Here is a 21812-nt window from a genome sequence, read left to right as displayed (position 1 = left end):
TGAGCAGCGGTGCGAAAGCTTGCGCAGCGCAGCCTCGATTCCGGCGATCTGGTTTGTATTTCCTTAACAAATGCCCTTTGGAGCAAAATTCTTCGAATCTGGCACGGTGCTTGCTCTGTTCTTTTGCGGTGCAGCAAACCAGAAGGTTACAACAAATGACGATGTGGAGTGGGGTGCGTCAATTCGTAGGGGCGGCTGCGGTCGCCGCCGGCTTGCTGTCGGGCGCGACAGCCTATGCACAGGAGGACACGATCAAGGTCGGCATCCTGCATTCGCTGTCGGGCACGATGGCGATTTCGGAAACGACGCTCAAGGACACGATGCTCTTCCTGATCGACGAGCAGAACAAGAAGGGTGGCGTGCTCGGCAAGAAGCTCGAGGCGGTGGTGGTCGATCCGGCCTCCGACTGGCCGCTCTTCGCCGAAAAGGCGCGCGAACTGATCCAGAAGGACAAGGTCGCGGCCGTGTTCGGCTGCTGGACTTCAGTGTCGCGCAAGTCTGTGCTGCCGGTGTTCGAGGAACTTAACAGCATCCTCTTCTACCCGGTCCAGTACGAGGGCGAGGAGAGCCAGCGCAACGTGTTCTACACTGGTGCGGCGCCGAACCAGCAGGCCATTCCGGCCGTCGACTACCTGATGAACGAGGAAGGCGTCGAGCGCTGGGTGCTCGCCGGCACCGACTACGTCTATCCGCAGACGACCAACAAGATCCTGCAGGCCTATCTCGAAGCCAAGGGCGTGGCCAAGGACGACATCATGGTCAACTACACGCCGTTCGGCCATTCCGACTGGCAGACCATCGTCACCGACATCAAGAATTTCGGCTCGGCCGGCAAGAAGACCGCCGTGGTCTCCACCATCAACGGCGACGCCAACGTGCCGTTTTACAAGGAACTCGCCAATCAGGGCATCAAGGCCGAGGACATTCCGGTCGTCGCCTTCTCGGTCGGCGAGGAGGAACTGGCTGGCCTAGACACCGCTCCGCTGGTCGGCCACCTGACCGCGTGGAACTATTTCCAGTCGGTCGACACGCCAGAGAACGCCGACTTCATCGCGAAGTGGAAGACCTACATCAAGAACGACAAGCGCGTCACCAACGATCCGATGGAGGCCCATGTCATCGGCTTCAACATGTGGATCAAGGCGGTCGAAAAGGCCGGCACCACCGACCCGGATGCGGTGATCGACGCCATCATCGGCGTCTCCGTTCCCAATCTTTCCGGTGGCTATTCGACCATGATGCCGAACCATCACATCACCAAGCCGGTGCTGATCGGCGAAATCCAGGCCGACGGGCAGATGGAAACCGTCTGGCAGACGCCGGGCCTGGTGGTCGGAGACGAATGGTCGGACTACCTGCCGGACTCCAAGGACCTGATCGCCGACTGGCGCGCTCCGCTCTCCTGCGGCAACTTCAACGTCGCGACCGGCAAGTGCGGCGGCAAGGGCGTGAACTGAGGCTCTGATCCTTGCGCAACAATGCTTCTGGGCGGATCGATGCTGTCCGCCCGAAAGCAGGTCTCCTCCCGCCTGCAAGCGAATGACATGATCCTCCTCCTCTCCACCTCGCTGCGCCTGTCGCCTCTCCCCCGATGTCGTGGGCGAGAGGAATTGCGTCACGTGCGGCGGAGAGGGGGCGTTTCCCTGCGAATCCTGTCCGGACTTCTGTTTTTCCTGCTCTCCTTTTTCGCTGTCGCAACCCATGCCGACGAAGCCACGCTTCGTCCCATCATCGCGAAGTTTGCGACGGCCAAGAACTTCAAGGACACCGAGACGGTCGTGCGCGAACTGGCGGGGACAGGCGATGCCGGCGTCGAACGCGTGCTGTCGGCGCTATCCGACGGCAATCTCTACATTCGCAAATCCGACAGCGGCGTGTTCATAGGCGTCGAGAGCGGCGCGACGGTGAAACTCTCCGATCCGGTCACAGGGGACACGGCGGGAGAGGCCGGCAAGACGGATGTCGCCAAGGTCAAGGTCAACAATTCACTGCGCCGCGTCATCCGCGACGCGCTCGGCTCGCTGACGCTGGGGTCCGACGATCCGGCCACCCGACTCGCCGCTGCCGACACGATGTTCAAAAACCCCGATCCCGCTGCGATCCCTGCGCTCGATGCGGCAATCGCCAAGGAAACGGTCGCGTCGGTCAAGGCGAAGCTTGAGCAGGCGCGGGCTTCCGCGGTGCTCGTTTCCGATCTTCCCGAGGACGAGAAGCGCGCGGCGATCGCGGTGATCGCATCCATGGGCAGCCGAGATGCGCTGTCGCTGCTCACGGCCTTCGAGGCAAGGGCCGAGGGCAGCCTGAAACAGGCGTCGTCCGACGCCATTGCGGGCATCAACAGTTCGCTGGCGCTGTGGGCGGCCGGACAGAACGTCTGGTACGGCCTCTCGCTCGGATCGGTGCTGCTGCTCGCGGCCATCGGCCTCGCCATCACTTTCGGCGTCATGGGCGTCATCAACATGGCGCATGGCGAGATGGTGATGCTCGGGGCCTATACGACCTTCGTGGTGCAGAACGTCATTCGCGGCTCCGCGCCCGGACTCTTCGATTATTCGCTGCTGATCGCGCTGCCGATGGCCTTCCTCGTTGCCGGCGGCGTGGGACTGGCGCTGGAGCGCGGCGTCATCCGCTTCCTTTACGGCCGGCCGCTGGAGACGCTGCTTGCGACGTGGGGCGTGTCGCTGATCCTCCAGCAGGCGGTGCGCACCATCTTCGGCCCGACCAACAAGGAAGTCGGCAATCCCTCCTGGATGTCGGGTGCGTTCCAGATCGGCGAACTGTCGATCACCTGGAACCGTCTCTGGATTCTCGTCTTCGCCATGGCCGTCTTCTTCGCGCTTCTCTACGTTATGAAGCGCACCCCGTGGGGATTGCAGATGCGGGCCGTGACGCAGAACCGGCGCATGGCCTCATCGATGGGCATCCGCACGCCATGGGTAGACGCGCTGACCTTCGCGCTTGGCTCCGGCATCGCCGGTATCGCCGGCGTGGCGCTCAGCCAGATCGACAACGTGTCGCCCAATCTCGGTCAGGGCTACATCATCGACAGCTTCATGGTCGTGGTGTTCGGCGGCGTCGGCAATCTGTGGGGCACGCTGGTAGGCGCGCTGTCGCTCGGCGTGCTCAACAAGTTCCTCGAACCCTATGCGGGCGCGGTGCTCGGCAAGATCCTGGTGCTGGTGCTGATCATCCTGTTCATCCAGAAACGCCCGCGCGGCCTGTTCGCGCTGAAGGGCAGGGCGGTGGAAGCATGATGACGGGGCGCTTCTTCACGGGTGCGGCGGCGGACCGGCGCATCTTTCTCACCATCGTCGTCCTGCTCGGCATCGCCGTGCTGGTGCCGATCCTCAATCTCGCATTGCCTTCGACCAGCGCGTTCCATGTGCCGTCCTATATGGTGGCGCTGCTCGGCAAGTATCTCTGCTATGCGCTGCTCGCCCTGTCGCTCGATCTGGTGTGGGGCTATTGCGGCATCCTCTCGCTCGGTCATGGCGCTTTCTTCGCGCTGGGCGGCTATGCGATGGGCATGTATCTGATGCGTCAGATCGGCGACCGCGGCGTCTACGGCAATCCGGTCCTGCCGGATTTCATGGTGTTCCTGAACTGGAAGGAACTGCCGTGGTTCTGGTACGGCTTCGACCAGTTCTGGTTCGCCGCGCTGATGGTGATGGCGGTGCCGGGGCTGCTCGCCTTCGTCTTCGGCTGGTTCGCCTTCCGCAGCCGCGTGACCGGTGTGTATCTGTCGATCATCACTCAGGCGATGACCTATGCGCTGCTGCTCGCCTTCTTCCGCAACGACATGGGATTCGGCGGCAACAACGGCCTGACCGATTTCAAGGACATTCTTGGCTTCAACGTGCAGGCCGGCTCGACACGCTCGGCTCTGTTCACCGCGAGCGCGGTGGCGCTGGCGATCGGCGTGTTCATGACCTGGCGCATCGTCTCCTCGAAATACGGCAAGCTGCTGGTGGCGGTGCGCGACGCGGAGAGCCGCACGCGCTTCGTCGGCTGGCGGGCGGAGAACGTGAAGCTCTTCGCCTTCACGGTTTCAGCCGTCATGGCGGGCATAGCGGGCGCACTCTACGTGCCGCAGGTGGGCATCATCAATCCTGGCGAGTTCGAGCCCGGCAATTCCATCGAGGTGGTGATCTGGACGGCCGTCGGCGGGCGCGGCACGATCGTCGGACCGATCATCGGCGCGCTGCTGGTCAATGCCGGGAAATCCTTCTTCACGGGTGCGTTTCCCGAATTCTGGCTGTTCGCACTGGGCGGGCTGTTCGTGCTGGTCACGCTATTCATGCCGAGGGGCGTTCTGGGTGTCTGGGATGACTGGATGGCGAAACTGAAGCGCAGGCGCCCGGCGGAGCCGATGGACGATCCGAACATCGGCGAAAGTGTCGTGGTGCGTGTGGAGCACCCGGCTCCGAAGCCGCCGCATGGCGCTCTCGCGCCGCAACCGGCGGAGTAGGCGCGATGTCGAAGAGCGGAACCATCCTCTACCTGGACGGCGTCTCGCGGTCTTTCGACGGCTTCAAGGCGATCAACAATCTGTCGTTGGTGCTCGACAAGGGCGAGATGCGGGCGATCATCGGGCCGAACGGCGCCGGCAAGACGACGATGATGGACATCATCACCGGCAAGACGCGGCCGGATAACGGCGAAGTGTTCTTCGATGGCGAGATCGACCTGACGCGGCATGATGAGGCCGACATCGCCATGATGGGCATTGGCCGCAAGTTTCAGAAGCCGACCGTGTTCGAGAGCCACAGCGTCGAGGACAATCTCGTGCTTTCGCTCAAGGGGCCGCGTTCGATCTTCCCGGCGCTGTTCCACCGCCGCTCGACGCCGGAAGCGAAACAGATCGACGAGATCCTCGGCGTCATCCGGCTGGGCGACAAGCGCGATGAACTCGCCGCCAATCTCTCCCACGGCCAGAAGCAATGGCTGGAGATCGGCATGCTGCTGGCGCAGGACCCCAAGCTGCTGCTGGTCGACGAACCGGTCGCCGGCATGACCGACGCCGAGACGGCGGAGACCGCGCGGCTGCTCAGGGACATCAACGAGACGCATTCGGTGGTGGTGGTCGAACACGACATGCATTTCGTGCGCGAGCTCGGCGTCAGGGTCACCTGCCTGCATGAGGGCTCAGTGCTTTCGGAAGGCTCGCTTGATTTCGTCTCAGCCGACGAACGCGTCGTCGAAGTCTATCTGGGGCGCTAGCGATGTGGTGGCGGGTGAATATTGAACAGATTACCGAAGGACGAACCGAGACAAGCGGCTCGGTCCCGGGCGGTGGCCCGAAGGGCCTGATGAGAGGTATTGCCCGCGACATCGTGAAATTTTTCACCGACCTCCCCTGGCAGGCGCACACGCCCGCCACCCCCGTCGCGGCAGCGACGGGGGCGCGGGAGGACCAGACCACGGGAGTGGCCTGTCATGCCTGAAGCCTCCACCATGCTTGAGGTGAAGGACGCCACGCTTCACTACGGCGCCGCGCAGGCGCTGCGCGGCGTGTCGCTCGACGTGCCGGCCGGGAGGATCACGTGCGTGCTGGGCAGGAACGGCGTCGGCAAGACCAGCCTGATGAGATCGATCGTCGGCCACAACCGGCTGACATCGGGAAGCATAGCCTTCGAGGGGAAGGCGCTCGACCGGAGCGCGGCGTATGATCGCGCCCGGTCGGGCATCGGTTTCGTGCCGCAGGGGCGTGAAATTTTTCCGCTGCTGACGGTGCGCGAGAATCTGGAATCGGGCTATGCGCCGCTGAAGCGCGCGGACCGCAACGTGCCGGGCTATGTGTTCGAGCTGTTTCCTGTTCTCCAGCAGATGCTGTCGCGCCGCGGCGGCGACCTGTCGGGCGGCCAGCAGCAGCAACTCGCGATAGGGCGCGCGCTTGTGATGCGGCCGAAGCTGCTGGTGCTCGACGAGCCGACGGAAGGCATCCAGCCATCGATCATCAAGGACATCGGCCGCGCCATCCGCTTCCTGCGCGACACGATGGGCATGACCATCCTTCTGGTGGAACAATATCTGGATTTCGCGCGCGAGCTTGCGGACAAGGTCGCGATCATGGATCGTGGCGAGGTGGTTTACACCGGCGGCGCGGAGGGGCTGGACGATCCGGATGTACGTCGACACCTCACAATTTGAGGCGCCTGTCCCGGCTGGCCGGCTGCAGCGCGCCAGCGGGGGTCTGCGCCTGGCGTTCCGGCGCCGGGGAGACGTGACTGCGCTGCATACGCTGTTTCAGGAAGGCTCCTCCAAGGCGCGGCTGCCGCGCGCGTTCCATCAGCCGCCGGAGGCGATCCTCATCAACACGGCGGGTGGGCTGGCGGGCGGCGACCGCTTTTCCACGGAGATCGTGCTGGATGACCGCGCGGGTCTGGTCGTGACGACGCAGGCCTGCGAGCGCGTCTACCGGTCGCTGGGGGACGCGGCGGAGGTAAGCGCGAGACTGACGGTTGGGCGCGGTGCGCGGCTCGATTGGCTGCCACAGGAGACGATCCTTTTCGACGGTAGCCGGTTGCGGCGGCGCTTCGAGGTGGATCTCGGCGATGATGCGGAATTTCTGGCGGTCGAGGCGGTGCTGTTCGGCCGCATGGCGATGGGGGAGACGGTGCATTCGGGCGCTTTTCATGACCGCTGGCGGATAAGGCGGAACGGCGAACTGCTTTTCGCCGACGATCTTCGGCTGGAGGGCGATATTGCCCGGCAACTGCGCAGGCCCGCCGTGCTCGCCGGGCAGGCGGCGATGGCGACCGCGATCTATGCCGATGAGCAGTGCGAATGCCTGCTGGAACCGGTGCGCGAAGCGATCGGCGACGACGGCGGCGCCAGTGCATGGGGCGGAAAGCTGCTTATGAGGATTGCGGCGACGGACGGTCTTGAACTACGCTCCAAACTCATCCCGGCCCTCTCGGTCCTGATGGACGGACGGCCGCTTCCGAAAGTCTGGCAAATCTGATCGTGAACGCATGAATCTGACGCCGCGCGAAAAAGACAAGCTGCTGATCTCCATGGCCGCCATGGTGGCGCAGCGCAGGCTGGAACGCGGCGTAAAACTCAATCATCCGGAGGCGATCGCGCTGATCACGGATTTCGTGGTGGAGGGGGCGCGTGACGGACGTTCGGTCGCCGACCTGATGGAGGCCGGCGCACATGTGGTGAGCCGGGAGCAGGTGATGGAGGGCATCGCGGAGATGATCCACGACGTGCAGGTCGAGGCCACGTTTCCGGACGGCACCAAACTCGTCACCGTTCATCAGCCGATACGCTGAGAGGACGCGATGCTGGAACTCAGACCGGGATGCGAGTGCTGCGACAGGGATCTGCCGCCGGACGACAGCGTGGAGGCTCTGATCTGTACGTTCGAATGCACTTTCTGCGCTGACTGCGCGCGCCATGTGCTTGGCGGCATCTGTCCGAATTGCGGCGGCGGACTGGTGACGCGGCCGATCCGCACGCCGGCCATGCTGGAGAAATACCCGGCATCCATCGTGCGCGTGTTCAAGGCCGGAGGCTGCAAGCCCTGGCCCGATGCCGCGTGACTTTATTCGATCAGGGAAAGGATTTTCATGCTCAGACGCTTTTCGCTTGTTTCCCTGTTTTTCGCGGCCTCCGCGCTGCCGGCCTTCGCCCATCTCGATCCTGTGGAGCACGGCTCCTTCGCTGCGGGCTTCTCGCATCCGTTTTTCGGCGCGGACCATATTCTGGCGATGGTCGGGGTCGGCCTCTGGGCGGCATTGCTCGGTGGGCGCTCGGTCTGGCTCGTGCCCGTTGCGTTCGTAGGCACGATGCTCATAGGCTTCGCGGCAGCTATGCTGGGTGTCGGCCTGCCCTTCGTCGAGCCGGTGATCGCGGCATCGGTCGTGGTTATCGGGTTGCTGGCGATGATCGCCCTTCAGGTGCCGGCGTCGGCCGGCATGGCGATGGTCGGTTTCTTCGCCTTCTTCCACGGCTATGCGCATGGCGGTGAACTCGGCGAAGCGGGCGCATGGCCATTCTCGGTCGGTTTCGCCTTCGCGACTTCACTCCTGCATGCGGTCGGCATGGCGCTTGGCATCGGGCTTGCGGCCATGATCGGCGGCGCTGCCGGCCGCACGGCGGCGCGCATCGGCGGCGGGCTGACGGCGCTTGCCGGCCTGTGGCTCGTGGCGGGGGCGTGACCATGATACCCGGCGAGATCTTTCCGGCAGGCGGCGACATACTGCTCAACCAGGGGGCAAAAGCCGTGACGGTCAGGGTCGCCAATACGGGCGACCGGCCGATCCAGGTGGGGTCGCATTACCACTTCTTCGAGACGAACGAGGGGTTGCAGTTCGACCGCGCGGCGGCGCGGGGGATGCGGCTCGACATCGCTGCGGGCACTGCTGTCCGTTTCGAGCCGGGCCAGACGCGCGAGGTGCGTCTCGTGCCGTTCGGCGGCAAACGCGAGGTTTACGGCTTTCAGCGGAAGATCATGGGAAAGCTATGAGACCTGCGTTCGCAGCCTGCCTGCTGGCGATCGCCGCCACGCCCGCGGCCGCACAGGAAGACTTAGATTGCGAGAACGCAATGGCGCAGGTCGAGCTCAACATGTGCGCGGATCAGGATTACCGGAAGGCCGACGCGGAACTGAACAAAATCTGGAAGGAAGCGCGGCAGACGGCGAAGGAGCTCGATGCCGATCAGTCTTCCGATGACATGAAGGGCGCCGAGGCGGCTTTGCTGGCCGCGCAGCGCGCCTGGATCACCTATCGCGACAGGAGCTGCGAGCTGGCCGGTTTCGAGGCCCGGGGCGGCTCGATGGAGCCGATGCTGGTGAGCGGATGTCTTGCGGAAATGACAAGGGCGCGGACGAAGGAACTGCGTTCGTTCATGGGAGAGGAAAATCAATGACGGCGGAACAGTATCACGGGAGTTGCCAATGCGGCGCCGTCTCATACCGGACGACGGCGGACCTCTCCAAAACCTTCGCCTGCAACTGTTCGCGCTGCGGAAGGCTGGGCACGATCCTTGCCTTCGTGCCGGAATCGGATTTCGAGCTGATCTCCGGCGACGGCTCGCTTACCGAATACCAGTTCAACAAGCACGTCATCCATCACCTGTTCTGCTCGACCTGCGGAGTCCAGAGTTTTTCGCGCGGTACGGCGCCAGACGGGAAAAAAATGGTCGCCATCAATGCGCGATGCCTCGACGGCGTCGATCCCGATGCACTGGCGCCGACGAAGGTGGACGGCCGGAGCCGGTGAGGATGCGAAGCGCCCGACGGCCGACAGGGTGCGAACAGCCGCTGGCTGCGCCTTCAGCCCGCCGGCTTCGCGGTCGTGTAGATGGTGGCGCTGTGTTCACCATCGAAGGTTACGGCGAGCACGTCCTGGCTCAGGATCTGACGCGAATCGATGGCGTGGAAGAGCATGGCATTGCCTTCCAGCTCCTTGCGAAGTTCGGCGATCTCGGCCTTCTTCTCGTCGGCCCTGGCCTGAATAGCCGGCGGCAAACCGCCCTGGTCGACGGTGGCGTCCGTCAGGAAAACGATCTCGACCTTGTCGAGCTTGGACACCTTGCGGACGAACTCTATTGCTTCCGCGGTCCTGTCGATGGCGTCGATGACCTTGTCGGCATCCACAGCGGTGCGTGCCTGTTCCTCCTGAACCTCGGAGCCGACGATCGCGTCGACGGCGGCCTTGCTGCCGACGCCCTGCGCCGTGGCGGCACTGACGATCACGCACGAGGCAAGGAGCGCCATGACGAGCCGGCACATCGGCCGAACTGGTCGTGGGGGCGTCAAAGCAAGCGTCATGGTCCTCAACTCCGGTCACAAGGGATTCGCAATGTTTCGCAGATGCGAGATACTGCCAATCTAAGGCGACGTTTTTGTGATCCAAGGGTTTTTGCCGCGGCCTGTCGGCGCAGTGCGCCTACCCGAACAGGAAACGTCCAAGCCTTCGATTCCGTTGCAGCCTCAGGAACACGCCATGCCCGCTAGCCTTTCGCGCGCCGCCTATGCCGCCATGTACGGCCCGACGACGGGCGACCGGGTGCGGCTGGCCGACACCGAACTCATCATCGAGGTGGAGAGGGATTTCACCGTCTATGGCGAGGAGGTAAAGTTCGGCGGTGGCAAGGTGATCCGCGACGGCATGGGCCAGAGCCAGATGTCGCGCGCGGAGGGGGCGGTCGACACGGTCATCACCAATGCCCTGATCGTCGATCACTGGGGCATCGTGAAGGCCGATGTCGGGCTGAAGGACGGGCGTATCGTCGCCATCGGCAAGGCCGGAAATCCTGACACGCAGCCGGGCGTCGATATCGTCATCGGTCCCGGCACGGAGGCGATCGCGGGCGAGGGCAAGATCCTCACCGCAGGCGGCATCGACGCGCATATCCACTTCATCTGCCCGCAGCAGATCGAGGAGGCGCTGATGTCCGGCGTCACCACCATGCTCGGCGGCGGCACCGGACCGGCCCACGGCACGCTGGCGACGACCTGCACCCCCGGTCCATGGCATCTGGCGCGCATGATCCAGTCCTTCGACGCGTTCCCGATCAATCTCGGCCTGTCGGGCAAGGGCAACGCCTCGAAACCGGCTGCGCTGATCGAGATGATCGAGGGCGGGGCCTGCGCGCTCAAGCTGCACGAGGACTGGGGCACGACCCCGGCCGCCATCGACAATTGCCTCGCGGTGGCCGACGACTACGACATACAGGTGATGATCCACACCGACACGCTGAACGAGAGCGGGTTTGTCGAGGATACGGTGAAGGCCTTCAAGGGCCGCACCATCCACGCCTTCCATACCGAGGGGGCGGGCGGCGGCCACGCGCCGGACATCATCAAGGTGTGCGGGCTTCAGAACGTCATCCCGTCCTCCACCAATCCGACCCGGCCCTACACGCAGAACACCATCGCCGAGCATCTCGACATGCTGATGGTGTGTCACCATCTCAGCCCGTCCATTCCCGAGGACATCGCCTTCGCCGAAAGCCGCATCCGCAAGGAGACAATCGCGGCAGAGGACATATTGCACGACCTCGGCGCGTTCTCGATCATCTCGTCCGACAGCCAGGCGATGGGGCGCGTCGGCGAAGTTCCGATCCGCACCTGGCAGACGGCGCACAAGATGAAAGTGCAGCGCGGGCGGCTGGCGGAGGAAGAGGGCGACAACGACAATCTTCGTGTGCGCCGCTACATCGCCAAATACACGATCAACCCGGCGATCGCGCAGGGGCTGTCGAAGCATGTCGGCTCGATCGAGATCGGCAAGCGGGCCGATCTGGTGCTGTGGAACCCTGCTTTCTTCGGCGTGAAGCCGGACATGGTGCTGGTCGGCGGCACGATCGCGGCCGCGCCCATGGGCGATCCCAACGCCTCGATCCCGACGCCGCAGCCGGTGCACTATCGCTACATGTATAGTGGCTATGGAAAGGCGCCGGCCGCCTCGTCGGTGACCTTCGTCAGCAAGGCCGCGAGGGACCTCGGTCTTCAGCAAAGGATCGGCGTGGCGAAAGAGATGATCGCCGTGGAAAACACGCGCGGCGGCATTTCCAAATCCTCGATGATCCTCAACAACGCTACGCCGAAGATCGATGTCGACCCCGAGACCTATGAGGTCCGGGCGAACGGCGAGTTGCTGACCTGCGAGCCGGCGACCGTACTGCCGATGGCGCAGCGGTATTTTCTGTTTTAAGAATCCCGCATGAAACTCTCGCTGAACACCGATTTCACCAGATTGCCGCGCGCCGGATCGATCATCCGCGCTACTGAAGCAAAGGGTGTCGAGCCGTTCGATGTCGCGGTGCTGGAGCATGACGAACGGCACCTCAGGCGGCGCGTGCTGACGCTGAGGAATGGCGGGCAGGTGCTGGTGGACCTGTTGGAGCCTGTCGCGCTGCATGACGGCGACCTGCTGGCGCTGGACGATGGCCGGCATGTCGGCATCGTGGCGCCATCCGAGGCGATTTACGAGGTGCGTGCGCGGAATGCGGTTCATCTGGCGCAACTGGCCTGGCATATCGGCAACCGCCATCTGCCTGCCGCGATCGAGGCGGAGCGCATCGTGATCCTGCGCGACCACGTCATCCGAGACATGCTGGAAGGCCTTGGCGCGGCCGTTACGGAAGCTGTGGAGCCGTTCAATCCGTTGCGCGGCGCCTATTCCGGCCATGGCGGCCACGGTCATCACCACCATGGGCATCACGACCATGGCCACAGTCATGGAGAGCCTGACGCTTATGGACGGCTTCCGGGTGACCCGCATTACGGCCACAACCATGCGTGAGCCGGCCGGTCAGGCCGCGCTTCTGCGCCTCATGACATGGCTTTCGCCGGCTTTTCCGGTGGGGGCGTTCGCCTATAGCCACGGAATCGAGCGCGCGGTCCATGACGGCGTGATCGTAGATCGCGCAGGCCTTACCGGCTGGCTGATCGATCTGGTCGAGTGCGGTTCGGGATGGAACGACGCCGTGCTGCTGGCGGAAGCGTGGCGCGCGGCATCGGCAAGAGAGGAGTGCGCAGAGGTCGCGAAGCTTGCCGGGGCGATGGCCGGGTCGCGCGAGCGGCATATGGAGACGACGCTGCAAGGCGAGGCGTTCGCGAGCGCAGCGAAGGTTTGGAGCGCGACGTCAATTTCCGCTTCTCAAAAGGGGGACGGGGATTCGGACGCCGTGTCTTATCCCGTCGCGGTCGGCGCCACCGCTGCCGCTCACGGCATCGATCTCGAGGCTGCGCTAGCCGCCTATCTGCACGCCTTCACCTCGAATCTCGTCCAGGCGGCGGTGCGGCTGGTGCCGCTCGGCCAGCGCGACGGCGTGGCGGCGATGGCCGAGATGGAGGCGGTCATGCTGGAGGTCGCGGAACGCGCGGCGCAGTCGAGTCTCGACGACCTCGGCTCGGCAACCTTCCTCTCCGACATCATGTCGATGAAACACGAAGTCCAGTATTCGCGGGTGTTTAGATCATGAGTTCGACCGGTCCCCTGCGTGTCGGCATCGGCGGCCCCGTGGGCGTCGGCAAGACGACGCTGACGGAGATGCTGTGCAAGGCGATGCGCGACCGCTATTCCGTCGCGGTGGTGACCAACGACATCTTCACCAAGGAAGACGCGCTGATCCTCAATCGCGCGCAGGCGCTGCCGGAAGAACGCATCCTCGGCGTCGAGACCGGCGGATGCCCGCATACGGCGATCCGCGAGGATGCTTCGATCAATCTCGCGGCCATCGCGGAGATGCGGCGGCGTTTCCCCGATCTCGACGTCGTCTTCATCGAGTCCGGCGGCGACAATCTCGCGGCGACGTTTTCGCCGGATCTTGCCGACATCACGCTCTACGTCATCGACGTGGCCGGCGGCGAAAAGATCCCCCGCAAGGGCGGACCGGGCATCACACGGTCGGATCTGCTCATCATCAACAAGATCGACCTCGCGCCCTATGTCGGCGCCAATCTCGATGTCATGGAAAGCGATACGCTGAAGCAGCGCGGCCAGCGTCCTTTCGTCTTCACGGACATGCTGCGGCGCGAGGGGCTGGACCGGATCATCGCCTTCATCGAGGCGAAGGGCGGACTCAGCCCGCACGAGGGGACGCTGAGCGCGGCCGAGTAGTGGTGTTTCTCCGTCGCATCCTGCGGCCATCGCCAAGGCTGCGCGAGGCTGATATGAAATCGCTCCCATGTGGGGACATTCGCCATACATCGTAGTTGACCCTGTGGAGCCGCTGTTCTTTCGCAAGCGGTGGCGATGCGGCGCCTCTTTCTTTGGTCATGACGCCAATCCTCAGTTCGCCGTTGACAGCGGATCGCGGCTATGAGCGACGGCGCGCCACGGCATCGCAGCCGCCGTAGCGGCGGACGGCCGACCATCGCCGATGTCGCTAAACTGGCGGGCGTCGGCGCTATCACCGTCTCCCGCGCCCTGCGCGAGCCCGATCGCGTCTCTGTTGAACTCAGGCGGCAGATCGCAGCGGCGGTCAAGGAACTCGGCTATGTGCCGGACAGCAACGCGCGGGCGCTGGCGTCCGCCCGCGGCGATGTCATCGGCGTGCTTATTCCGTCGCTAACTAACAACGTCTTCGCCGAGGTCGTGCGCGGCATCTATGACGGACTGGGCGACAGCAATCTGCAGGTATTGCTCGGCGACACGCATTACTCCGGCATGGAGGAGGAGCGGCTGCTGCGCGTCTTCCTTGGGCAGCGCCCCTCCGCGCTGATCGTCTCGGGCATCGACCAGACGCCCGGCGCGCGCGCCATCCTCGAGAACGCCAGCTGTCCGGTGGTACAGATCATGGAACTCGGCCCCGAGCCGATCGACATGATGGTCGGCTTCTCGCATTTCGACGGGGGCAGGGCGGTCACGCGCCACATGATCGACGCCGGCTACAAATGCGTCGGCTTCATCGGCGCGCGCATGGACCCGCGCTCGCAACGGCGTCTCGCCGGCTATCGGGCCGCCATGGAGGAAGCCGGACTCTTCGATCTGAGGCTGGTCACGACGAGCGTGCAGCCATCAAGCGTCACGCTGGGCCGCGAGATGTTCCGCGACGCGCGGGCGCGTGTGCCGACGCTGGATGCCGTGTTCTGCAACAACGACGACATCGCGCTCGGCGTGCTGTTCGAATGCAACCGCGCCGCCCTTGCCGTGCCGGGAAAGATCGGGATCGCGGGCTTCAACGACCTCGAAATGATGAAGGTGGCCTACCCGTCCATAACCAGCGTGCGCACGCACCGCTATCAGATCGGCCGCAGGGCGATCGACATGGCGCGCGCGGCGATGAGAGGGGAGCGTCCCGAAAAGCTGACTGTGGATGTCGGCTTTCAGCTCGAAATCCGCGAAAGCACCCTGAAAAATCAATAGCCTGGCTGCCGTCGCAATTGCGTTGCGAGCGGCGAAGAAGGGTGCTTTACAACGCAGTTTGGTAGCGCTACCATTTCCTTGTCGAGCGGCTTGGGAGGAGACCTGCAGCCGCATCGGGATTGGAGCGGGAAGATTCGTTCAAGCATCGACGGTGTTGCGTGGCGAAATCCACGGCGCGTCCCTGCGACCAACGTTGACCCGCATTTTTTGGCTGCGTGAAAGCAAATCTGGGAGGAAGTCATGCTGAAATCTATGATGCGGGGCGCGGTCGCCGCGACTGCGCTGTTCCTGCTGCACTCGACCGCAATCGCCGAGCCGGAGGTCGTGTCCGGTCCTGCGGGCGATCCCGAGTGCTTCGCGCCGTGGCAGGCCGACACGAAGTTCTTCAAGTTCCCGAAGAAGGAAGGCCCATACCGCATCGCGCTCGCCAACGGCTACATCGCCAACACCTGGCGCATCCAGATGATCCAGACCGCGAAGGCCTATGCCGCGCAGCCGGACGTTGCCGCGAAGCTCAAGGAATTCAAGGTCGTCTCGACCGGCGAGGACGTGCCGGCGCAGATTTCCGCCATCAACAACTTCATCGATTCCGGCTACGATGCGATCGTCGTCAACGCCCAGAATCCTACGGCCTTCGCACCCGTGATCAAGCGCGCCAAGGATGCCGGCGTGGTGCTGGTGGCGTTCGACAACATCCTCGATACGCAGGACGCGATCAACGTCAACGTCGACCAATACGGTCTCGGCGTGCTGTGGGCCAACTGGCTCGACAAGCATCTTGCGGACGGCGGCAAGATCCTTGAGGTGCGCGGCGTGGCCGGCACGTCGGTCGATACCGACCGCCACAACGGCATCCATGACACCTTCGGCAAGACGAGCAAAAAATGGGAAGTCGTGGAAGTCTACGGCAAGTGGGACGATCCGACCGCGCAGAAAGCGACGGCCGACGCTCTAGCCGTCCACAAGCAGTTCGACGGCATCACCGCGCAGGGCGGCGACACCGGCGTCGTGCAGGCCATGATCGACGCGAAGCATCCGTTCGTGCCGTTCGGCGGCGAGACGGAGAACGGTTTCCGCAAGTTCTGCGCGAAATACTCTGGCGAGGGTCTTAAGTGCTCGTCGGCCGGGTCAGGCCCGGCGCAGGTCGCAGTCGCCATCAAGACGGCGATCGCGGCGCTCGAAGGCGAGGTCGTCCCGCAATCGGTCAAGCTGCCGCTCGCCATCAACGAGGACCCGAACTTCAAGGAAGGCGAGGATTACTATCCGTCCGAGTCCGACAACTTCTTCGTCGGTAACTCCTTCCCGACCTGCGGCATCAACTTCACCGCCCAGGAGATCATGGGTCAGACCAAGGAAAACCAGTAAGCCGAATCGGCCCGGACGTGCTACGCAGTCCGGGCCGACTTTTCCAAGTGCATGCAGGCTTCCGTGCGAGGTGAATGATGCAGGATGGTCAGGGCCAGCCCTTGTTCCGCATGGAAGGCATTTCCAAACGCTATGGCGGCGTCAGGGCACTCGAAAAGGCAGACCTCACCGTCCATGCAGGCCGCATCCACGCCATTCTCGGCGAGAACGGGGCCGGAAAGTCGACGCTGATCAAGGTGATGTCCGGCGTCGTCGCGCCGGACGAAGGCCGGATGATCCTTGACGGACGCGAGGTGACGTTCGATTCGCCCGCCGCGGCCAATGCCGCCGGCATCGTCTGCATCTTCCAGGAACTGTCGCTGATTCCGGATCTCAGCGTTGCCGACAACATCGTCAGTTCCGACCCGCCGACGCGTTTCGGCATGATCGACCGCAAGGCGCAGCGCAGGATCGCCGAGGAGGCTCTGGCGCGCGCCGGCGCGTCCGACATCCATCCTTCCGCACTCGTCAAGGACCTGCCGCTCTCGCGGCGGCAGATGGTGGAGATCGCCAAGGCGCTGGCCCGCAAGCCACGCATCCTGATCCTCGACGAGGCGACCTCCGCGCTGACGGCCGCCGACGTGTCGAAAGTCATCGAAGTGCTGAAACGGCTGCGCCAGGAGGGTTTGGCGCTGCTCTACATCTCGCATCGCATGCATGAGATCGCGGAACTCGCCGACGACTGCACCGTGTTCCGCAACGGCCGCTATGTCGCGACCTACAAGGCCGGTACCAAGAGCGACGCCGAGGTCGTGGAACTGATGATCGGCCGCGAATACAGCCACGTCTTTCCGCCCAAGCCGGAGCCGCGACGGGATAGCGCGCCGATCCTCGAATGCCGCAATCTCGGCTGGACCGACCGTCTTCGCGACATCAGCTTCTCGCTGCGCGCCGGCGAGGTGGTGGGGCTCGGCGGGCTCGACGGGCAGGGACAGCGCGAACTTTTGCTGGCGCTGTTCGGCGTGCTGCGGGGCACGACGGGCGAGATACGCATCGACGGCAAGCCCTCGCTGATCTCCAGCCCCTCGGAAGCGCGTGGCGCAAGGTCCGGAATGGCGCTGATCCCTGAGGACCGCAAGACTGAAGGGCTGATGCTGCCCATGACGGTGCGCGAAAACCTCTCCTTCGCCGCGTTGGACCGGGTGTCGAATGCCTTCGGGGTGATCGACACGGCGAAGGAAAATGCGCTGATCGACGAGATGATCCAGTTGCTTGCCATACGCTCTGCCGGCGTCGACATTCCGGTCGGCGCGCTTTCGGGCGGCAACCAGCAGAAGGTGGTGATCGCCAAATGGCTGATGCGGCAGCCGCGCATCATCCTGCTCAACGATCCGACGCGCGGCATCGATGTCGGCACCAAGCAGGAGATCTACCAGTTGCTCAGGCGCCTTGCCGATGCGGGCGCGGCCATCGTCTTCTACTCGACCGACTATGACGAGCTTATCGGCTGCTGCGACCGCGTGCTGGTGCTCTATGACGGCGAGGTGAAGCGCGAGCTCGCCGGCGATGAGATCAATGTGCACAATCTGATCGCCAGCGCCCTGAACATTTCCACCGCCGAGGCGGCGGCGAGAGTTGGAGCCGAAGCATGAGCGAATGGCGCTACTGGTACGCCGAGCAGAAGGGCACGCTGCTGGCGCTGGGCATCTTCCTGCTCATGTTCGTCATCTACACCGCCAACCATCCGGCGGGCTTCACCGCGAATGTGGTTCAGACCGCCTCCAACAAAGGCGTGCTTCTGGCCTTCATCGCCATGGCGCAGACGCTCGTGGTGATCACCGCCGGCATCGACCTTTCGGTGGGCATGATCTTCCTGCTTACCAATTGCCTGGCGTCGTGGATCGTGGTCGGAAACCCGTTCGAGACGACGCTCGGCGTAATCGGCGTGCTCCTGGTCGGCGCTCTCTGCGGCGCGCTGAACGGCGCGATCGTCATCTACGGCCGGTTGCAGCCGATCGTCGCCACGATCGCCACCGGCGCGGTGTATTTCGGCATCGCTTTGCTGTTGAGGCCGACGCCCGGCGGCTCGGTCAACGAGGACCTTGCGGATGCGCTGACGACGAAGCTGTTCGGCTTCCTGCCCGCCAGCCTCGTGTCGCTGGTCGTCGTGGTGCTCCTCGTCTGGGTGCCGTTCAGCCGCTCGGTCTATGGCCGGGCGGCCTATGCGTCCGGCTCGTCGGAAGTCGCGGCCTACATGTCCGGCATGCCGATCCGGCGCGGCAAGTTCATGGCTTATACGCTTGCCGGCCTGCTGGCGGCGATCGGCGGACTGTTCCTCACCTTCTTCACCTATACGGGCGAGGCGGCCTATGCGAGCGGCAACGCTTACACGCTGTTTTCGATCGCCGCAGTCGTGCTCGGCGGCGTTTCGCTGTTCGGCGGCAAGGGCAGCGTGATCGGAGCGATCTTCGGGGCCTTCGCCTTCCGCACTATCGGCGACCTGTTGTTCGTCTTCGATTTCGACGCGCTGTGGCAGCCGCTCTTCCAGGGCGTGGTGCTGCTGCTGGCCGTCAGCCTCGGCGCCTTCGCGCTCTTCCGCGTGCGCAATCGACTGGAGTGGTTCGGATGACCGAGATGACGAGCGGCAGCGTGGCCGAGCGCATGCCGAAATTCCTGCGCCGCTTCGATCCGGCGGTGACGACGGCTTTCGCCTGCATTCTCGTGCTGCTGATCGTCGGCAGCATCTATTCGACCAGCTTCCTGTCGCCCGAATACCTGCTGCAGCAGCTCAAGGTGGCGTCGTTCCTCGGCGTCATCGCGACGGGCATGATGCTGGTCATCCTGCTTGGCCAGATCGACCTCTCCGTGCCGTGGGTGGTGTCCGCCGGCGCGATGATGGCGTGCGCGGCCGCTGCCTACGGGCCGCTGGGCGCGGCGCTGGCGATCCCTTTCGGCGTGTTCTGCGGCGTGCTGTTCGGCTTGCTGAACGGCATAGGCGTCGCCTATCTGCGCATCCCGTCCATGATTATCACGCTGGCGACGAACGCGGTGGCGCAGGGCCTTATGGTGGTCTACACCGGCGGCTTCTCGCCGCAGGATTCCGCAACGGGGGCGATGCGCTGGCTGGCGACTGGCTCGCTGATTCCCGGCGTGCCGAACGCCGTGATCGTGTGGGCTGTCGTCGGAGCCGTCATGGTGTTCACGCTGATGCGGACGGCTTTCGGACGTTCAGTCTATGCCATCGGGAACCGCGAGCGTGCAGCCTATCTCTCCGGAATCAACACGCGGCGCATCGTGCTCATTGCCTTCGCGGTGTCCGGCGGCCTCAGCGCTTTCGGCGGCGTGCTGCTGGCCGGCTACGCGTCGAAGGCGGCGCAGTCAATGGGCGACGCTTATCTTCTGCCGGCCATCGCGGCGGTGGTTCTCGGCGGCACCTCGATTCTCGGCGGGCGCGGCTCTTATCTCGGCACGGTGGCTGGCGTGATCCTGATCACGCTGCTGCAATCGATCCTTTCCGTGATGCAGATGCCGGAAGCCGGGCGCCAGATCACCTACGGCATCGTCATCGTGGCCATGCTGCTGCTCTATGGCCGCGCGCCGGCCACGCGTTGACGGCCGTGGATGGCGAGGCCGCAGACAGGGTTGCGCAGCGTCCGCCGGTCGCCGTGGTGATGGGCGTGGCCGGTTGCGGCAAGTCGGTGATCGGAGCGGGGGTCGCCGCACGACTGGGCTGCCGCTTCATCGAGGGCGACCAGTTGCACCCGCCGGAAAATGTGGAGCGCATGGCGAGCGGGTTGCCGTTGACCGACGAGCTGCGAGCCGGATGGCTGAACAGGATCGGCGGAGAGCTCGCTGCCTCGGTCTCGCGGGGCGAGGGCGCCATCGCGGCATGCTCCGCGCTGAAGCGGATCTACAGGGATCGCCTGCGGGGATTCGTGCCTGACATCCTGTTCGTCTATCCTGACATCGATCCGGAAACTGCCCGGCAAAGGGTAGCGGGCCGCAAGGGACATTTCATGCCTGCCAGCCTCGTCGACAGCCAGTTCGCGACGCTGGAACCGCCGCATGCGGACGAGTACGCCTTGACGCTCGACGGGAAGCTGCCCGTGGAGACGCTGGTGGAGCATGTGGCGAGCAGACTGCGTTCAACGGTGGGCTGATCCCGTCACGCAGAAATCGCCGGCCGCCTGTCCTTCCACGGCATGGCCTGTTCCAACTGGGCCGAGGCGGCAAGGACCGTCGCCTCGTCGCCGTAACGGCCGACCAGTTGTACGCCGACAGGAATGCCATCCCTCGACTGTCCGAGCGGCAGCGAGATCGCCGGCAAGCCGGAGAAGTTGAAGGGAAACTGGAAGGTGGCGTCCGTCCAGAGGCCGTTATAGGCGTCGAGGTCGGTCATCGACATATCATAAAAGCCGAGCGGGCGCGGCAGTTGCGTCAGGGTCGGCGTGACGAAGATGTCGTAGGCGTTGAGGTCGGTGGCGACGGCGCGGCTCAACTGGCGCAGGGCTTCGATGTCGGAGGCGTGGTCTGTCGCGCTGAGCGAGCGTCCGCGCTGGATCACTGCCCAGGTGACCGGCTCGACATCCTTCTCGGTGACTTTCCGCCCCACGAACTGTGCGAGGAAATCGAATACGACGGCGGTTTCGACCGTGCACATGCGCGTGTAGGTCTTCCAGGCGGCATTGCCGTCGAGCGGCATGTCATGCTCCTCGACAGTGTGGCCGAGACCCTCCAAGGTGCTGACGGTCGCCAGCACGGCCGCCTTCACCTCCGGGTCGATTTCGGTGCTGTTCGGCGGTGTGACGCTATATCCGACGCGGAGTTTCTTCGGCGTCCGCCTCGCTAGTTCCAGCCAGCTTTCTGTCGGTATCGGTGGTGTATAGGGTTCGCCGGGAAGGGCGCCGGCCTGCGCATCGAGATAGGCGGCCGTATCGCGCACGGTGCGCGAATTGCAGAAGAAATAGGCGCCGCCATACCAGAAGTCGACGCTCGGCGAGAGCGTGACGCGGCCGCGCGAGGGTTTCAGGCCGACCACGCCGCAGCAGGAGGCGGGCACGCGGATCGAGCCGGCGCCGTCACTCGCCTCGCCGAGCGGGACCATGCGGGACGCCACGGCCGCCGCAGTGCCGCCGCTGGAGCCGCCGGGCGTGATGCCTTCCCTCCACGGATTGTTCGTGGCGCCGTACATCTTCGGTTCGGTGGTGATCGACCAGCCGTTTTCGGGCGCGTTCGACTTGCCGACAAGCAGAAAGCCGGCCGCCTTGGTGCGCTTGACCGCCTCGCCGTCGAAGGTGGCGACAAGGTCCTTCAGGTAGTAGGAGGAGTTCGTGGTCGGCGCGCCTTCCCAGGAGGAAGCGAGTTCCTTGAGGAGATAGGGCACGCCGGCGAAGGGCGCGGATCTGTCGACCGTCTCCGCCGCCTTTCGGCCCATGTCGTAGAGCTTATGGATGACCGCGTTGAGGCTCGGGTTGAGGCGCTCGATCACCGTGACGGCACATTCCACCAACTCGCCTGGCGAGACATCGCCGCGGTTCACCATGCCGCCGAGTTCGAGCCCATCGGCATTGGCATAGGTTTTCAACAGGCTGTCGGTGATAGCCATGACATTTCCCTCCCGTATTTGATGCCCGTGCGGCT

At 64.3% G+C, this 21812-nt stretch carries 24 protein-coding genes; 22 read left to right on the top strand and 2 right to left on the bottom strand.

From position 1 onward, the window contains the following. The first annotated feature begins 155 nt into the window (after nt 1-155). The 12 genes from urtA (at nt 156) to M9955_01410 (ending at nt 9230) form a co-directional block, all read left to right on the top strand. Nucleotides 156-1457: an urea ABC transporter substrate-binding protein gene (gene urtA / locus M9955_01465; GenBank protein ID MCO5080305.1), complete on the top strand. Its 1302-nt coding sequence runs from the start codon at nt 156-158 to the stop codon at nt 1455-1457. A gap of 162 nt (nt 1458-1619) precedes the next feature. After that, nucleotides 1620-3254 carry an urea ABC transporter permease subunit UrtB gene (urtB, locus tag M9955_01460; protein MCO5080304.1) on the top strand — a complete coding sequence of 545 codons (1635 nt, stop codon included), beginning with the start codon at nt 1620-1622 and terminating at the stop codon, nt 3252-3254. After that, nucleotides 3251-4468 (top strand): urea ABC transporter permease subunit UrtC, encoded by a 1218-nt coding sequence (gene urtC, locus M9955_01455; protein MCO5080303.1) that lies wholly within the window; start codon nt 3251-3253, stop codon nt 4466-4468. The genes urtB and urtC overlap by 4 nt, the downstream gene beginning before the upstream one ends. Before the next feature lie 5 nt (nt 4469-4473). Further along, complete coding sequence (gene urtD, locus M9955_01450; protein MCO5080302.1) at nt 4474-5220, top strand: urea ABC transporter ATP-binding protein UrtD; 747 nt, start codon at nt 4474-4476, stop codon at nt 5218-5220. 234 nt (nt 5221-5454) lie between these two features. Further along, entirely contained in the window at nt 5455-6150 is a 696-nt protein-coding gene (gene urtE, locus M9955_01445) for an urea ABC transporter ATP-binding subunit UrtE (protein MCO5080301.1), read from the top strand. Between the two features lie 73 nt (nt 6151-6223). Beyond that, nucleotides 6224-6964 carry an urease accessory protein UreD gene (locus M9955_01440; GenBank protein MCO5080300.1) on the top strand — a complete coding sequence of 247 codons (741 nt, stop codon included), beginning with the start codon at nt 6224-6226 and terminating at the stop codon, nt 6962-6964. Nucleotides 6965-6974: 10 nt separating this feature from the next. Then, the gene (locus M9955_01435; GenBank protein ID MCO5080299.1) at nt 6975-7277 is read left to right on the top strand and encodes an urease subunit gamma; all 303 of its coding nucleotides are present in this window, start codon (nt 6975-6977) and stop codon (nt 7275-7277) included. A gap of 9 nt (nt 7278-7286) precedes the next feature. After that, nucleotides 7287-7547: a DUF1272 domain-containing protein gene (locus M9955_01430; GenBank protein MCO5080298.1), complete on the top strand. Its 261-nt coding sequence runs from the start codon at nt 7287-7289 to the stop codon at nt 7545-7547. A gap of 27 nt (nt 7548-7574) precedes the next feature. Beyond that, nucleotides 7575-8165 carry a HupE/UreJ family protein gene (locus M9955_01425; GenBank protein MCO5080297.1) on the top strand — a complete coding sequence of 197 codons (591 nt, stop codon included), beginning with the start codon at nt 7575-7577 and terminating at the stop codon, nt 8163-8165. A 2-nt stretch (nt 8166-8167) separates the two neighbouring features. After that, the gene (locus M9955_01420; GenBank protein MCO5080296.1) at nt 8168-8473 is read left to right on the top strand and encodes an urease subunit beta; all 306 of its coding nucleotides are present in this window, start codon (nt 8168-8170) and stop codon (nt 8471-8473) included. Then, nucleotides 8470-8877, top strand: a complete 408-nt coding sequence (locus tag M9955_01415) for a lysozyme inhibitor LprI family protein (GenBank protein ID MCO5080295.1) — start codon at nt 8470-8472, stop codon at nt 8875-8877. The genes M9955_01420 and M9955_01415 overlap by 4 nt, the downstream gene beginning before the upstream one ends. Then, nucleotides 8874-9230, top strand: a complete 357-nt coding sequence (locus M9955_01410; protein ID MCO5080294.1) for a GFA family protein — start codon at nt 8874-8876, stop codon at nt 9228-9230. Before M9955_01415 ends, M9955_01410 begins: the two co-directional genes overlap by 4 nt. 53 nt (nt 9231-9283) lie before the next feature. Here M9955_01410 and M9955_01405 read toward each other — a convergent pair whose 3' ends face one another. Continuing rightward, entirely contained in the window at nt 9284-9781 is a 498-nt protein-coding gene (locus M9955_01405) for a hypothetical protein (protein MCO5080293.1), read from the bottom strand. 175 nt (nt 9782-9956) lie between these two features. Here M9955_01405 and ureC point away from each other — a divergent pair, with 175 nt between their 5' ends. The 10 genes from ureC to M9955_01355 all read left to right on the top strand — a co-directional run bounded on the left by ureC (nt 9957) and on the right by M9955_01355 (nt 20332). Continuing rightward, nucleotides 9957-11669 carry an urease subunit alpha gene (gene ureC / locus M9955_01400; GenBank protein ID MCO5080292.1) on the top strand — a complete coding sequence of 571 codons (1713 nt, stop codon included), beginning with the start codon at nt 9957-9959 and terminating at the stop codon, nt 11667-11669. 9 nt (nt 11670-11678) lie between these two features. Further along, on the top strand, nt 11679-12260 hold the full coding sequence (locus M9955_01395) for an urease accessory protein UreE (protein MCO5080291.1): 582 nt from the start codon (nt 11679-11681) through the stop codon (nt 12258-12260). After that, a complete protein-coding gene (locus M9955_01390; protein ID MCO5080290.1) occupies nt 12253-12942 on the top strand; it encodes an urease accessory protein UreF in 690 nt (229 codons plus the stop codon). Before M9955_01395 ends, M9955_01390 begins: the two co-directional genes overlap by 8 nt. Continuing rightward, nucleotides 12939-13580, top strand: a complete 642-nt coding sequence (gene ureG, locus M9955_01385; protein MCO5080289.1) for an urease accessory protein UreG — start codon at nt 12939-12941, stop codon at nt 13578-13580. The genes M9955_01390 and ureG overlap by 4 nt, the downstream gene beginning before the upstream one ends. 201 nt (nt 13581-13781) lie before the next feature. After that, nucleotides 13782-14828 carry a LacI family DNA-binding transcriptional regulator gene (locus M9955_01380; protein ID MCO5080288.1) on the top strand — a complete coding sequence of 349 codons (1047 nt, stop codon included), beginning with the start codon at nt 13782-13784 and terminating at the stop codon, nt 14826-14828. A gap of 240 nt (nt 14829-15068) precedes the next feature. Next, nucleotides 15069-16193, top strand: coding sequence for a sugar ABC transporter substrate-binding protein (locus tag M9955_01375; GenBank protein ID MCO5080287.1), 1125 nt, complete (start codon nt 15069-15071; stop codon nt 16191-16193). A gap of 77 nt (nt 16194-16270) precedes the next feature. Continuing rightward, nucleotides 16271-17824: a sugar ABC transporter ATP-binding protein gene (locus M9955_01370; GenBank protein ID MCO5080286.1), complete on the top strand. Its 1554-nt coding sequence runs from the start codon at nt 16271-16273 to the stop codon at nt 17822-17824. Beyond that, nucleotides 17821-18801, top strand: a complete 981-nt coding sequence (locus tag M9955_01365) for an ABC transporter permease (protein ID MCO5080285.1) — start codon at nt 17821-17823, stop codon at nt 18799-18801. The genes M9955_01370 and M9955_01365 overlap by 4 nt, the downstream gene beginning before the upstream one ends. Then, nucleotides 18798-19784 (top strand): ABC transporter permease, encoded by a 987-nt coding sequence (locus M9955_01360; protein ID MCO5080284.1) that lies wholly within the window; start codon nt 18798-18800, stop codon nt 19782-19784. Before M9955_01365 ends, M9955_01360 begins: the two co-directional genes overlap by 4 nt. Before the next feature lie 59 nt (nt 19785-19843). Continuing rightward, nucleotides 19844-20332 carry a gluconokinase gene (locus tag M9955_01355; GenBank protein MCO5080283.1) on the top strand — a complete coding sequence of 163 codons (489 nt, stop codon included), beginning with the start codon at nt 19844-19846 and terminating at the stop codon, nt 20330-20332. A gap of 5 nt (nt 20333-20337) precedes the next feature. On the opposite strand, the gene M9955_01350 is transcribed toward M9955_01355, so the two are convergent. Continuing rightward, complete coding sequence (locus M9955_01350) at nt 20338-21777, bottom strand: amidase (GenBank protein ID MCO5080282.1); 1440 nt, start codon at nt 21775-21777, stop codon at nt 20338-20340. Nucleotides 21778-21812: the final 35 nt, after the last annotated feature.

The sequence above is a fragment of the Rhizobiaceae bacterium genome (assembly GCA_023953845.1).
Classification (GTDB): domain Bacteria; phylum Pseudomonadota; class Alphaproteobacteria; order Rhizobiales; family Rhizobiaceae; genus Arvimicrobium.
The sequence above is the reverse complement of the archived record's forward strand: the minus strand, read 5'-3'. Positions and strand labels throughout refer to the sequence as shown.